Annotated in this window: 11 protein-coding genes; 3 read left to right on the top strand and 8 right to left on the bottom strand. The window is 67.0% G+C overall.

All coding sequences use genetic code 11. The features are described from left to right. The first annotated feature begins 1 nt into the window (after position 1). Positions 2-1,942, top strand: coding sequence for an alpha-galactosidase (locus JOE57_RS03020; RefSeq protein ID WP_204916327.1), 1,941 nt, complete (start codon positions 2-4; stop codon positions 1,940-1,942). Between the two features lie 731 nt (positions 1,943-2,673). On the opposite strand, the gene JOE57_RS03015 is transcribed toward JOE57_RS03020, so the two are convergent. Further along, positions 2,674-3,459: an SDR family oxidoreductase gene (locus JOE57_RS03015; RefSeq protein ID WP_204916326.1), complete on the bottom strand. Its 786-nt coding sequence runs from the start codon at positions 3,457-3,459 to the stop codon at positions 2,674-2,676. 257 nt (positions 3,460-3,716) lie between these two features. Between JOE57_RS03015 and JOE57_RS03010 the strand changes: the two genes are divergently transcribed. Further along, the gene (locus JOE57_RS03010) at positions 3,717-4,727 is read left to right on the top strand and encodes a flippase-like domain-containing protein (RefSeq protein WP_204916325.1); all 1,011 of its coding nucleotides are present in this window, start codon (positions 3,717-3,719) and stop codon (positions 4,725-4,727) included. A gap of 4 nt (positions 4,728-4,731) precedes the next feature. On the opposite strand, the gene JOE57_RS03005 is transcribed toward JOE57_RS03010, so the two are convergent. Continuing rightward, positions 4,732-5,103 (bottom strand): hypothetical protein, encoded by a 372-nt coding sequence (locus JOE57_RS03005; RefSeq protein WP_204916324.1) that lies wholly within the window; start codon positions 5,101-5,103, stop codon positions 4,732-4,734. Between the two features lie 187 nt (positions 5,104-5,290). On the opposite strand from JOE57_RS03005, the gene JOE57_RS03000 reads away from it, so the two are divergent. After that, the gene (locus JOE57_RS03000) at positions 5,291-6,178 is read left to right on the top strand and encodes a universal stress protein (protein ID WP_204916323.1); all 888 of its coding nucleotides are present in this window, start codon (positions 5,291-5,293) and stop codon (positions 6,176-6,178) included. On the opposite strand, the gene JOE57_RS02995 is transcribed toward JOE57_RS03000, so the two are convergent. The 6 genes from JOE57_RS02995 to JOE57_RS02970 all read right to left on the bottom strand — a co-directional run bounded on the left by JOE57_RS02995 (position 6,132) and on the right by JOE57_RS02970 (position 14,056). Continuing rightward, positions 6,132-7,604, bottom strand: a complete 1,473-nt coding sequence (locus JOE57_RS02995) for a DUF4389 domain-containing protein (protein WP_338041128.1) — start codon at positions 7,602-7,604, stop codon at positions 6,132-6,134. The two genes, JOE57_RS03000 and JOE57_RS02995, sit on opposite strands and share 47 nt — an antisense overlap. 168 nt (positions 7,605-7,772) lie before the next feature. Next, the gene (gene mgtA / locus JOE57_RS02990) at positions 7,773-10,487 is read right to left on the bottom strand and encodes a magnesium-translocating P-type ATPase (protein WP_204916322.1); all 2,715 of its coding nucleotides are present in this window, start codon (positions 10,485-10,487) and stop codon (positions 7,773-7,775) included. A 9-nt stretch (positions 10,488-10,496) separates the two neighbouring features. Continuing rightward, a complete protein-coding gene (locus JOE57_RS02985) occupies positions 10,497-11,192 on the bottom strand; it encodes a response regulator (protein WP_204916321.1) in 696 nt (231 codons plus the stop codon). Continuing rightward, complete coding sequence (locus JOE57_RS02980; RefSeq protein WP_204916320.1) at positions 11,168-12,832, bottom strand: sensor histidine kinase; 1,665 nt, start codon at positions 12,830-12,832, stop codon at positions 11,168-11,170. The genes JOE57_RS02985 and JOE57_RS02980 overlap by 25 nt, the downstream gene beginning before the upstream one ends. A 190-nt stretch (positions 12,833-13,022) precedes the next feature. Then, positions 13,023-13,484, bottom strand: coding sequence for a pyridoxamine 5'-phosphate oxidase family protein (locus JOE57_RS02975; RefSeq protein WP_204916319.1), 462 nt, complete (start codon positions 13,482-13,484; stop codon positions 13,023-13,025). Beyond that, positions 13,481-14,056 (bottom strand): flavodoxin domain-containing protein, encoded by a 576-nt coding sequence (locus JOE57_RS02970; RefSeq protein ID WP_204916318.1) that lies wholly within the window; start codon positions 14,054-14,056, stop codon positions 13,481-13,483. The genes JOE57_RS02975 and JOE57_RS02970 overlap by 4 nt, the downstream gene beginning before the upstream one ends. Positions 14,057-14,065: the final 9 nt, after the last annotated feature.

The raw sequence follows: 14,065 nt of genomic DNA, 5'->3' as shown, positions 1-14,065 counted from the left end.
CATGACATCGAATCACGACGCGTTGGAGGAGCAGGTGCAGAAGGTGCCGTTCAAGATCAGCTATCTGCGTCGAGTCGAGGTGGACGGCGCTCGGCCCGAATGGGTCCACGACGAGCCGGTCGACAACGGCGACGGATCGTCCAAGGTGACCAGCATCGCGGGTCAGGTGGTGGCGACCACCAGGGTGGAGCGTTCGGGCCAGGCGTTGACGGCCACCACCTCGTTGACCAACCGCGGCGACCAGGGGGTCTCCCTGTCGTGCTTGCAGCCGTTGTCACTCGAGCTCAGCGAGTCTGTCGACGCTGTCCACGGGTTCAGCAGCAGCTGGGGGCTGGAGTATGAGCCGATGGAGTTCGACCCCGAGACCGAACTGGTGCTGGCCGTCCTGTCCGGCCGGTCGTCCCAGGGCGCCGACCCGTGGCTCGCCGTCGAGAGCGAGACGGGCTCTGTGGTCGTCTCGCCGCACTGGAGCGGCAACTGGCAGATCCTCTCCACACCGCTGCCTCCCCACGGCCACCGGCTCACGGTCGGACTCCATCCCGATGATCTCAGCCTCCGGCTGTCGGCCGGCGAGACGATCGAGTTGCCGGCCGTCAGCGTGAGCTGGGGTGACAGCACGGCTGAGGCGTCCGCCGAGCTGGTGCGTGAGGCCCTGACCCGGGTGCCCGCCGGTCCACCCCTGCTGACCGAGTGGAACCACTGGTGGCCGTACGAGGACCAGGAGATCACCGAGGACGTCTTCCTGGACAATGCCGGCCGGGCGGCCGAGCTGGGTCTTGAGGTCGCGGTGCTGGACGCCGGCTGGTTCGGCGACTCCGCCGTCGACTCCAACTGGGTCGAGCAGCGCGGTGACTGGCATCTGGTGAACCTCGCGCGGTTCCCGCACGGGTTGACCTGGCTCGCCGACGAGACGCGCCGACGTGGCATCGACTTCGGTATCTGGATCGAGGCCGAGGCCGTCGGTGTCAAGGCCGAGCTCCGCCGGCTGCACCCGGAGCTGATGGCGACGTCGTCGGCGGTGGGGTCCGAACCCGCGTTCCTCGGGTATGTGTGTCTTGGTTCGCCGGCGGCTCGGGACTTCGTCACCGACACCGTACGGCGGCTGATCACCAGCACACGGGCACGCTGGATCAAGTGGGACTTCAACCTCGACCCGGGTCTGGGCTGTGATCGCGACGACCATGGGCACCTGCCCGGTGAGGGCCTGGTCCGCCATTACGAGGGCCTCTACCGCGTCTTCGACATGCTCAAGGCGGAGTTCCCGGACACCGTCTTCGAGGCCTGCTCGTCGGGTGGACTGCGCATCGACCTGGGCCTGGCCGAACATGTGGACTGCCTGTTCCTGTCCGACCCGGACTGGACCGAGCACCACCTGGCCTGTTTGTGGGGCGCGGCCCGGCTGCTGCCACCGCGCCAGATCCTGCACTGGGTGCAGAGTGAATGGCGTGGTGAGCACCGGTTCCAGAAGGTCGACTACTCCGGCAGCCTGATCAGCGCCGAGCAGTTCGACGCCAAGGTCCAGGCGGCGATGCTGCACCGGTTCGGCATCGCGGCCCGTCTGACCGAGATGCGGCCCGACCTGCTGGACCGGCTGGCGCAGCATGTCCGCGCCTACCAGGACGTCATCCGGCCCATCCTCGAACGGGGAGTGCTGGTGCCGCTGGGCGCACAGCCGCTGCGGGAGGAGAAGGGCCACCGGTTGCCGGCCTTCCAGCTGACCTCCGGTGACGAGCACGTGGTGGCCGCATTCCGACTTCCCCCCGCCGGTGGCTGGGAACCGGTGCGCCCCCTCGGCCTCGACCCCAGCGGCACCTATCGGGTCACGGTGTTGGACCTGGGAGCCTCCACCGCCTCAGACTGCGATGGTGCCACCCTCCTCGCCGACGGCATCCCCCTTCCCGCCGACCGCACCTCCACCCTCGTCCACCTCACTGCACTCTGAGACGTGCTCGGAGCCTGTCGAAGAGCACCTCGTACGCGCTCTGAGCCTGTCGAAGAGCATCCTCTGTACGTGCTCTGAGCCTGTCGAAGAGCACCTCGCAACGCCCCTCGACAGGCTCGACACCAGCTACCCGTCGGCAACCAAAATCAGCGCGTCATGGCTGAACTCACGTGCACCGGGAGCGTGAAGTACGACCGGGTCGCTCGATGACGCGCCGATTCGTGCGCTCCACCACCCAGTGCAAGGTCGCGGCTCCCGGGGTGAAATGTCGACAGAACGCGACTTTTGCGTTACCCGATCAAGAACTCGACAGAACGCGAGTTCTGACGGGCAAAGTCGCGTACCGGGGCCGAAATCTCGACAGAACGCGACTTTTGCGTTGACCCGACCAGAAACTCGACAGAACGCGAGTTCTGGCGGGCCCACGTCGCGGATCGCGTCGAAATCTCGACAGAACGCGACATTTGCGGCGATCCGATCAAGAACTCGACAGAACGCGAGTTCTGACGGGCAATGTCGCCGATCCCGGCTGAAAATCTCAACAGAACGCGACTTTTGGGGCGCCGCGGTCGGCGAGAAGTCGCAGTGCTTGAGCGACTCTCCCAACGCGCCACCCCTGGACGGCAAGAGAACCATCTGGATTAGGGCGGGAGGGCCCTTCGACAGGCTCAGGGCGCTTCGGCAGGCTCCGTGTGGGGGGCCTTCGACAGGCGCAGGTCCCTTCGACAGGCTCAGGGCCCTTCGACAGGCGGGTAGGCGAAGCAGCGGGCGGTCGCTCCACCGTCGACCGTGACGGACTCCCCGTTGATGAAGGAGGCGTCCGGGGAGGCGAGGAAGGCGACCACCCGCGCGATCTCGACGGGTTCGATCAGCCGCTGGATCGGGTGCAACTCCGCGTACTCCCGCAGCAGCGCGTCCGGGTCCTCTGCCGCGTCCAGGAATGACTGGGTGAGGGGAGTGTTGACCGCCCCCGGACGGACGGCGTTGCAGCGGATCCCGCGGTGCGCCTCCTCGATGGCGAGCTGCCTGGTCAGCGCATCGATGCCCCCCTTGGTCGAGGCATACACAAAGGACTCCGGAAAGCCGACCAGGCTGTGGATGCTGGACATGTTGACGATGCTGCCTCCCTGCTCGCGCATGGCTGCCACGGCGACCGAACATCCCAGCAGGGTGCCGATCAGGTTGACGTCGATGATGGCCCGCATCACGGCATCGTCCAGCGTCGCTGCGCTGGTCGGCTTCTCGATGCCGGCATTGTTGACCCAGACCTGGAGCCGGGCGCGCTGCTGTGCCGTGGCACAGGCATCCTCATGCGCCGCCCGCTCGGACACGTCGCCCAGCACCGGTACGAAGCGGTCACCGAGATCGTCACGGGTCGTCGTCAGCGCCGCCTGGTCGCGGTCCAACCCGACCACGAGATGGCCTCGGCCGAGCAGCTCCTCGGCAATCGCCCGGCCGATGCCGTTGGCCGCACCGGTCACCACCGCGGAGGCGGGTTCACCGCTCAGCCGCGACACGTGAGGGATCTCCGTCTGTTGGGGCTGTCAGGGCTGCTGGGACTCATCCGACACATGGCCGACATGCTACTGACCCGTTCAGACCGGATGGGCTGCCACGCTGGTTGCGTCGAAGCCGCCGATTCGGCGCTGACGAAAGACGAGGTGACCGGCATGATGAGGGGATCGGCTGGGCGGAAGGGGCTGACACCATCGCAGCGGCAGACGAGCACCAGGCGGAAGCAGTCGACGAGACCCCGGTCCGTCGACGGCCTCGGGTGCCCTGGTGGGTCAAGGGAGTGCTGTCCCTGGTCGTACTCGCTCTGAGCATCTGGTTCGTGCTGGTGCCGCAGCTGCCTGGTGGCGAGCGGGCCCTGGCGTCGCTGCGGATGGTCTCGCTGCCGTTGATCCTGGTCGCAACCGCCCTCGAAGCCGCGTCGCTGGTCGCCTACAGTGCACTCACCGCGTGCCTGCTGGGGCGGGGACGGCCGCGCTATCCCATTCTGCTGGGCGTCGACCTGACCGCCCTGGGCCTCAGCCATGTGCTGCCGGCCGGTGGCGCCACCGCCGCCGCCATGCGGGTCCGCCTGCTGACGCTGACGGGCACTCGCGCCGGCGATGCCCTGACGGCCGCGGCCATGGAGGCCACCGGGGTGAACCTGATGCTGGGTGTCATCTTCGGGATCGGTGTAGCGGTGTCATTGACCTCGGTCGGTGACAACCCCTACTACCGCAGTGCGGCCATCGGGGTGCTCGTCCTGCTGGTGCTGGCGGCGCTGGGGATCTGGGTGCTGACCCGGCACACGGGTCGTGCCGTCGAGCTGTCCGCCGTCATCGGCCGCCGTCTCCCTTTCCTGACGGCCAAGGGTGCCCAGTCCTTCACCCGCGGGGCAGCCCGCCGGGTACGCGACATGCTCACCGACCCGCGACGGCTGACAGTCGCCCTGCTGTTGGCGGCGGCGAACTGGCTCCTCGACGCCTCGGCGCTGTGGATCATGCTGGCGGCATTCGGTCAGCTGGTGCCGATCGGGCCGCTGCTCACCGTTTACGGTGTCGGCAACATCCTCGCTGTGATGCCGTTGACCCCGGGAGGTATCGGGGTCGTGGAGGCGGTCATGGTCTCCGGTCTGGTGGGTTTCGGCATTCCGCAGCCTGCTGCCGTGCTCGGAGTCGTGGGCTGGCGGGTGCTGGAGTTCTGGCTGCCCATCCCCGCCGCGGCCGCCGCCTACCTGTCCCTCCGGTTCGGGGCGTTGCGGCGCACCGGACACCTCGAGATCAGAGAACGATGAGACGTCAGCTCTGACGGCCCTGCACAACCTTGAGGGCGTCGATCACGCTGACCGCCTTAAGCCTTCCGGCCGACAACGAGTGTGTTCCCTTGGTGCCCTGCCAGGCCTTGGCGAGCATCGACGACCCCAGTATTACCAGCTCGACATGTCGGGACGCCCCGTCGTCGCGGATGTAGAGCTGGACACACCATCGCCCGGTGAGGGTGCGGCCGGAGGCGGAGCCGGCGAAGTCGGCGGTGGTGGGCTGACCGTCAGGGTCGGTACGGATCCGGGCGAAGCGCACGTGGGATCCGGACTGCTCGAGCGCCGACCGGAAGCAGGTCGCGATCGCGGCCACCGACAGCGCGGTGTCCAGCTCGACAGTCTCCTGGCTCACGTCGTGCACCCCTCCCGTGTCCGGTGGACGGCGGTCCAGAGCCGCCAGCCGCTCGCCCACCGAGCATAGAGCGTGCCCCGCCAGTCGCCGACCGGGGACTTTCGTCCCATAGCCAGGTGATCTTCGGCCGTATCGGCGAGGTGGCGGCTGTGACAGCGTGGAAAGGAGACGATCGAAGGAGATCACCATGAGTATCGGGAGCGCGTCGGGAAAAATCGTGGTCGGAGTTGACGACTCGACGGAGGCGTTGACAGCGGCTAGGTACGCCGTCCACGAGGCAGAGCTGAGGAAGACCGATCTGGAGCTGATGCATGCGTACCAGGTACCGGAAGTCGTCGAACCGATCAGTGAGGACTACCGGACCAGAGTCATGCGTGGTCCTGCGGTGGAGGTGATGCGGCAGGTGATGGAACAGTTGGTGATCCCACCCGGTGTGACCGTGCAGAGCTCGCTGCACATGACGGAACCGGTGATCATGCTGGTGGAGGCGTCCGATCGGGCTCAGCTGATCGTGCTCGGCCAGCATCACATCACGCTGGGCGAACGACTGCTGGAGGGAAGCGTGGCCTCCCCGGTGGCGGCCAGGGCGAACTGCCCGGTGGTGATCGTGCCGCGGGTCTGGGACCCGGAGCCGGAGAAGTACGGCCCCGTCGTGGTGGCCCTCGATGGCGACACGCCAGCCGAGACCGCGCTGAGCTACGCCTTCGACGAAGCGGAGGCGCGGGGTTCGCAGCTGGTCGCGTTGCATGCGGTGCCCCTCGGGACGATGCCCGGTGAGCTTTCCCTGCAGCGGCTCAACATCGAGGAGGTGCTGGCCGGCTGGAAGCAGGACCACCCCGATATCCGGGTGAAGACCTTCCTGACCACTGGGGACCCGGACCTGAGCATCATCGAGGCCTCGCGGCAGGCGGCGGTGTTGATCGTCGGACGTCCGCACCGTGACACCTTCGGTGCTTGGACCAGATCCGTTGCCCGGTCCGTGCTCAAGGAGACCCATTGCCCGTTGGTCGTGGTGCCAGCGACGCCCGTCAGCGAAGTGACGGAAGGGACGGTGGCATCGTCGCTGTCTGGCTAGGATCGGATCCGCCCTGGTCGAGGCGAAACGGCGGATACTCGTCACGCATCAGTGCCACGTAGGTGAACACGCGGTAGATCCATCGGTTGAGACCGACGATCAGGTCGAACAGCGCCCGGTTATAGCTGCCGGTGATCAACAAGACGAGGGCGGCGACGAAGACCAGCAGGCCGAGCAGTGAGGTACCGATGTTGTTGCCGTAGCTCACCGGCCAGTCGTCGTTGTTGTTTCGCCAACTGGGGCTGGCCGTGAAGACGGCGATGATGAGGAGATGCGGAATGGCCAGCAGCCAGGACTTGACCAGAACGAGGCCCCGGCTGAGCCGCTCGGGGTAGTCGACGTCGAAGTCCGCCGGATAGTCGGTGCGCGCCAGGCTGAACGGCGGGTAGCGATCGGTGCCGAGCACCGAGTAGGCATAGAACCCCACACGCCAGTTCCACCGCATCACCCCGACATTGAAGTCGAACAGCGATCGGGGATAGCGGCCGGTGAAGAGAATGGCGAAGCCGGCGATGATCGTGTTGATCACGAAGGCAAACCACAGGAACGCCAGAATGACCAAGTGTGGAATGGCCAAGAACCACTTCACCAGCCAGAACCATCTGGAGAGGGAGGGGTCCAGCTCGCCGGACAGCCGCGCCGGGTAGGGCGGTGGCGGTGGCGGCGGGACTGCGACGGCGCCCCCAGCTGGCTCAGCGGGAGGAGCCGGCTCCGGTCCCGGACCGGACGGCGGGCCGGAGAGCGGCGGTCGGGGTGCCGACGGCCCGGTGGTGCGGCCCAGGCCCGCCGAGCCAGCCACCAGCAGCGGGATCCCGACCAGCACAAGCACCAGCCCGGTGATCAGGGTCCCGATCGCGGCGGGCCCGAGAAGGTCGGACCGCACCCCTGCCTGCAGGTCGGCGGCCACCGCCGGGCTGGCATCGGCGTTCATCACCACGACCGTCCAGGTGCCGGACCGGAGCGGGAACTCGACCTGCTGGGTGCCCGGGCCTTCGGCGGAGACCGTCCAGAAATCCTGGCTGCCCGGTGCCTTCGGGACGGCCGAGCCGGCCACCTCGCGATAGCTGGCCCGGAAGGGCCGGAAGAGGACCTGAGTCAGCTCGGAATGCTTGACGTCGGCGAGGTAACGGGCCACATCCGCCTCGGGGGCGATGCCGATGAACAGATTCTGGTCCGGCTGGGCGGCCGTCCCGCGGATCATGAAGGTCCCCACGTCGCCCCAGCGACTCTGCCAGTCCAGCCCGTCGTTGATCACCACGTCGAGCCTGGTGGAGGTCAGTGCGTAGGAGTCCACCTGGTAGCGATGGCTTGCTGTGGTGGAGAAACGATGATCTCCCTGGTACAAAGCGGCCGATCCCAGTACCACCCCGACACCGCCCAGCGAGAGACCGGCCATCGCCAGCAGGATTCCGAGCACCAGTAGCACGACATGCCTGAGGCGATGTTGGGATGTCGGTGGCGGCGGGGGTTCTTCGATGCGGCCAGGGGGGTGGGTGATGACCATGGTGGACGACCTCTCGTTGCAGCCTTGCACCCACTGTGATCCGGCAAACCAGGCTGCGCCATGACCAGAGGTCACCCGCCCAGCGGGACCTTAGGCCCTTCCGCGGCGTCGTCCACCCCGACGCCGCGGCGCTCGGCGACGTGGCCCGGCGGAGGCCGTGCTGAAGTAGGCCGCCCGCCGACGGAGGTGGCGGTGCCCGTCATACGGCGCCGGTACGGCGGCCCGGGCGGCCGGGACGCGGTAGAAGATCGCTTTCCCGGTCTCGATCAACGCGAGATAGCACAGCACCATTCCGGCCAGGGCTGCGAAGAATCCCGCCGGTAGTGGCCTGAACCCGAGGGCCTGCGCGATCGGGGTGGCGGGCAGCAGAGCGCCTGTGGTGACCACCCCCAATGCTGCGAGGGTCAGCGCAAGGCTCGGATGGCTGCGGAAGAAGGGAATGCGGCGCGTCCGGATGGCGAAGATCACCAGCGTCTGAGTGGCGAGTGACTCGACGAACCAGCCGGTCCGGAACTGCTCTGGCCCGGAGTGGAAGACGAACAGCATGACGCCGAAGGTGGCGAAGTCGAAGACGGAGCTGAGCGGCCCGAAAACGATCATGAATCGCCTGATGAAGCTGATGTCCCAATGAGACGGCCGTCGCAGTTGTGGCTCGTCGACGTTGTCGGTGGGGATCGCCAGCTGGCTGGTGTCGTAGAGCAGGTTGTTCAGCAGGATCTGCGACGGCAACATCGGCAGGAACGGCAGGAAAAGAGAAGCACCGGCGGCCGAGAACATGTTGCCGAAATTGCTGGACGTTCCCATCAGCACGTACTTCATGGTGTTGGCGAAGATGCGCCGGCCCTCGGCGACGCCGTCAGCCAGCACCTGGAGATCCTTGTCCAACAAGATCACGTCTGCGGCATCCTTGGCCACGTCCGTGGCCGAGTCGACCGAGATCCCGACATCGGCGGCATGCAGAGCGAGAGCATCATTGACTCCGTCACCCAGGAAGGCGACTCCGGTTCCGACGAGCCGCTGGAGGCGGACGATCCGGGCCTTCTGTTCCGGACTGACCCTGGCGAAGACGGTCGTCTCGGCGATCGCCGCGAGGAGGGCGGCGTCATCGAGCAGGTCGACGTCCGATCCGGTCAGGGCCGCGCCGCCGGGAAGGCCGAGGTCGTGACAGATCTTGGCTGCAACCTCAGCATTGTCGCCGGTCACGACCTTGACCGCGATGCCGAGGGCGGCCAACCGTGCGAGCGCGTCGGCCGCGTCGTGCTTGGGTGGGTCGATGAAGACCAGCAGGCCGACCAGTCGCAGGTCACGCTCGTCATCCGGAGTCAGGCCAGACGAGGCGATGGTCCCGCCCGCCGCACGGGTAGCCACAGCCACCACCCGGTTGCCGGCGGCGAACTCGTCCGCCAGCCTCTCCTGGATAGCTGCAGGGACATCGGTGCAGCGCTCCAGAACGGCTTCCGGGGCGCCCTTGGTGATCAACGTCGAAGCGCCCTCCACATCTCTCACGAGTACGGAGATCATTCGTCGGTGATGGTCGAACGGGAGCACCGCCAGACGGGTGAAATGGCCCACTTGTCGTCGCTGCCTGGCCGCCGCCGGCGAGTCCCACAGCGCCTGATCGAGGGCGTTGCCGCCGACCGGCGCACCGTCGATGTCCCAGTTTTCGCTGCACAACAGGCCAACGCGAACCACGGCCCCCACATCCTGCGCGACCGAGGCGGGAATGGCCCGCATGAAACTCAGATGTCCCCGGGTCAGAGTCCCCGTCTTGTCGGTGAACAGCAGGCTGATGTCTCCGAGGTCCTCGATGCAGACCAGCCGCTTGACCAGCACCTTTCGCCGGCTGAGCCGCTGCGAGCCTGCTGCCAGGCTGGTCGACACGACGGCTGGAAGCAACTGGGGGGTGATCCCGACGGCGATGGCCAGTGAGAACAACAGCGCTTCCAGGAGAGGGCGATGAAAGGCCAGGTTGATCACCAGGATGGTGCTGGTGAGGAACGCTGCGACATAGACCAGCAGCATCGAGAAGCGGCGCAGCCCGACCTGAAACTCGGTGTCCAGCTGCCGCGTAGTCAGCCCCTCCGCGATTCGACCGAACTCGGTCCGCGCTCCGGTCGTCACGACCACCCCGCGGCCGGTACCGGCATGCACCACGGTGCCCATCAGGGCAGAGTTCGCGAGCTCGGCCAGCGGTACGCCCGGCCGCACCGGCGACGCACTCTTCTCCACGGGCATCGACTCGCCGGTGAGTGCGGACTCCTCGCATTCCAGATCGGTGGCTGTCAGCAGCCGGACGTCGGCGGGCACGATGTCGCCGAGGCTGAGCTCGACGATGTCGCCGGGCACCAGCTCGGTGACATCGATGCTGTTGCGGTGACCGTCTCGCACGACGACCACGCGGTGTCGAATCTGTGAGTGCAACGCCTGAGCTGCCCGCTCCGCCCGGTATTCGTTGACGACCCCGAGACCGACGGACAGTGCCACGATCACCCCGATGATGACCGCATCGCTGTGCTGGCCGACGAAAGACGACGCGACGGCGGCGACGATGAGAAGCCCCAGCAGTGGAGAGCGCAGCTGGTGCCACAGCACCGGCCAGAGCCGTGCCTGGTGCGAGGCGACGGCGTTGACGCCGTACTGCTGCCGCCTGAGCCGGACCTCGGTCGTGGACAGACCGTGGGCGGCCGAGACTCGAAGGTCCCGGAGCACGTCTTCCGAGACCCGGGATGAGGCGGTCTGGATCGTCGGTGTCGGTGCCGTGGTGAGCGAGGAGCCGATGATCGCCCCGGTGATGCTCGCCGGCATCGCGGCCCTTCAGTCCTGGTCTTGGTCGGCCTGCAGCTGGGATCCGAAAACCGCTGCCTGTGTACGACGTTCCATGCCGAGCTTGCTCAACAAGGCCGATACGTAGTTCTTGACGGTCTTCTCGGCCAGGAACAGCCGCTGACCAATCTGTTTGTTGGTATAACCGGCGGTGATCAGATCGAGGATCTCGCGCTCCCGTGCGGTGAGCGAGGCCAGCCGGGGATCCTCGGTCCGGACCGGATGGCGGAACCGCTCCAGCAGCCTTCCTGTGATCGCCGGATCGAGCAAGGAGTTGCCCTTGGCCACCTCGCGAATTCCGTCGATCAACGAGGAACCGCGGATCTGCTTCAGCAGGTAGCCCGAGGCGCCGGCCAGCACTGCGGCGAACAGGGCTTCGTCATCGTCATAGGAGGTGAGGATCAGGCACTGGATGTGAGGGAAGCTCGACCGGATCTCCCGGCAGACCTCGATGCCGTTGCCGTCCGGGAGCCGGGCATCGAGCAACGCGATGTCGGGGGAGACTGTCGGGATCCGACGCAGTGCCTCGCCCGCGGTCGCGGCCTCGCCGACGATCTCGATGTCGCCGGGTGCGCTGAGCAGGTCGGTTAGCCCCCGGCGCACCAACTCGTGGTCATCGAGGATGAACACCCTGATCTTGCCGCTCGCCTCACCGGCGGCGTTTACTTCGGAAGCGGAGTCGTCCATCTCAACCGGGTACCCCCATCGGTGTCGTCCTGCCCCTTGTTTACCAGCATGTCCAGGTGCCCTCCGCGCCGCTCGGCCCGGGCTCTGAGGTTGGCCAGTCCGCTCCTACGTCGGTTGTCACGGATACCGAGGCCGTTGTCGGCGATGGTGATGATCAACTGGCGGCGGACCGACTCGACGGAGACGCTGGCCCAGGAGGCTTCGGCGTGCTTGGCGACATTGGTCAGGCCTTCGCGCACCACTGCTTCGACGTCCTTGATGAGGGACCTGTCGACCGAGGCGTCGACCGGCCCGGAGAAGCGGATCATCGGACGGAAACCGAGGGCCGAGCTGACCTCGTCGGTGGCGTGCAGCACCGCACTGCGCAGACCCTGGTGCGCGTCGGAGTCCCGGAGCTCGAAGATCGACGTACGGATCTGGTGGATCGTGTCGTCCAGGTCCTGCACGCTGTGCTCAACCCGTTGCCGGATCGACGGATCCTGAATCCGTGCCGCAGCGCTCTGCACGCTGAGCCCGGTGGCGAAGATCCGCTGGATGACGTGGTCGTGAAGGTCACGCGCGATGCGATCACGGTCCTGCAGAACCATGATGCGCTGCTGGTCCATGCGGGCGTCGGCGAACTCCAGCGCCACCGCTGCGTGGCTCGCGAAGGTCTCGGCCATGGCCAGGTCGGCCCGATCGAAGGGCTGGCGCCGTCTCAGACGGCCGACCATGATCGCGCCGCGCGCCCCAACTGAGCCGATCAGTGGGAAGGTCATCAGTGGTCCGACCGGGACATGCTGCTGCAGGTGCACGTGCCAGCCCCGCAACGCGTCGACGGAGTCCACCAGGATGCCCTCACCACTCTCCATCGCGGCGGAAACCAGTGAGCGTTCGGCCGGGTACTTGAGACCCAGCAGCTCGGCCTCAGCGATCCCTCGGGCGACCGCGACCTGGAGGACAGCGGGGTCGGGACTCGGCAGCACGAGGGTGACGATGTCGGCATCGGCCAACCGCTTGACGCTGTCGGCGATCCGGTTGAGCAGGTCGCGGTCATCCTCGTTCGGCTCGAACAACGCCCGGGTGATCTCAGCAGAGGCCCTCAGCCACTCTTGCCGGCGGCGCGATTCCTCGTACAGCCGTGCGTTCTCGATAGCGATGCCTGCAGTCGCTGCGAGAGCAAGCACCAGCTCCTCGTCCTCAGCGGTGAAAGCGCCCCCGTCGACCCGGTCGGCCAGGTAGAGGTTGCCGAACACCGCGTCCTTGGACCGGATCGGTACGCCGAGGAAGCTCCGCATGGTGGGGTGGCCGGCGGGGAAACCGGAGTAGCGGGGATCGTCGACGATGCGGTCGATCCGGATCGGCGCCCGTTCCTGGATGACGGCACCCAGCACCCCTCGGCCCTTGGGCGGCTCACCGATCGCCGCCACCGTGGCCGGGTCCATCCCAAGATGCACGAACTGTTCGACCTCCCCGTCGTTCCCGAGGACGCCGAGGGCCGCATAGGTCGCCTCGGCGATGTCACGGGCGACTTCGACGACCCGGTTGAGGACGGCCGGCAACGACAACTCGCCGACGATGGACCGGTTGGCGATCAGCAGGCGGCGCAACCGCTCGCGGCTGACCGACATCTCATGGGCCCGTTCGATCAGCATCGTCATCAGGTCCTCGGATTCACGCTCAGCACAGCCGCCTCCGGCGGACCCTGCCGCGGAAGGGCTGAGCGGACTGCGCTGATCGTCCATCGCCCTTCAGGCTAGTCGTGTCCCGCCCGGTCGGGGAACGATTCTCCACACAGCTCTGGGGCGATGGCGGTCGCGGAAGCCGCGACACCTCACGCATGGGCACTCATCACCGATCGGAGACAGGGTGGAGGTTCCGGCCGACGATGCGTCCGCTGATTCGGCGCGGGATGATCTGGATGAACAGGTTTCTCAAACCTGAGGCCCAGGGGACCAGACCATCCACCGACCACAACCGGACCAGCTCGACCGGCTCGGCCACAGACTGAGCCCGACCGCGTGCCATGATGCTCCAGCCAGTCCTGGCGTCCTGATCCAGCTCGTCGACCTCGAAGGCGACGTCGCTTGGCCGGCTAAGCTCCGAAAGCAGGCCGTAGGGAGATGTACGGAAGACGATGCATCCCCCGTAGTAGGCGTACGTCACCGGCAGGATCTGCGGCCCGTCGCCAGCCTGCCAGGCGACTCGGCCAACCGTATGGGTCTGTAGCAGCTCGAGGCACCGTTCGGTGCTCAACTCGGTGAACTCGCTCTGCCGTGATTCCTCACCGGCGTGGTCGCTCATGGTGGTCATCGGTCGACCTTGATGCGGGAGTGCCGCCGTCGCGACTGGGGCACCGCCGGACGATGCCGAGTCTCACCGTTGCTCGACGGCTGGGTGAGTTCACCCGCGATTGATGAAGCCCAGGCGCGGATCTTGTCGAAGTCGCGAAAATCGCCTTCATACGTCCCAGTGGCCATCCATCGGCTGACCGGACCGGTGGCCTTTGTCCGGTCGAGCCGGCCACCGAAGGTCCTCGGGGGGTCGGTGCCGATCAGGATCGCGGCTTTGCGGACCGCGACCGGAGCACCGATCTGTTCGTCTGCCGCACCTTCGCCGCAGGGCCCGCTCTGGAAGAGCCACACCGGGCGTCGGGAAAGCTCGGTTGCGTGCCTCTTCAGGTAGTCGACGGCGTCCTTGAGCCAGCGGTTGAGATAGACCGGGCTACCGATCACCACAGCGTCGTAGCCGGCGGCGTCGAGATCCGGCGAGCAAGCGCGGACGTCGACGGCGAGATCGGCGCTCCGCAGTTCGTCGGCGATCGCCTCGGCGATCTCTGCGGTTGCACCCATCCGCGTCGCGTAGGCGACAAGAACGTTCTTCATGAACGACCG

It is taken from the genome of Microlunatus panaciterrae (genome assembly GCF_016907535.1).
Taxonomy (GTDB): Bacteria; Actinomycetota; Actinomycetes; order Propionibacteriales; family Propionibacteriaceae; genus Microlunatus; species Microlunatus panaciterrae.
This window is presented reverse-complemented; position numbering and strand designations above follow the sequence as displayed.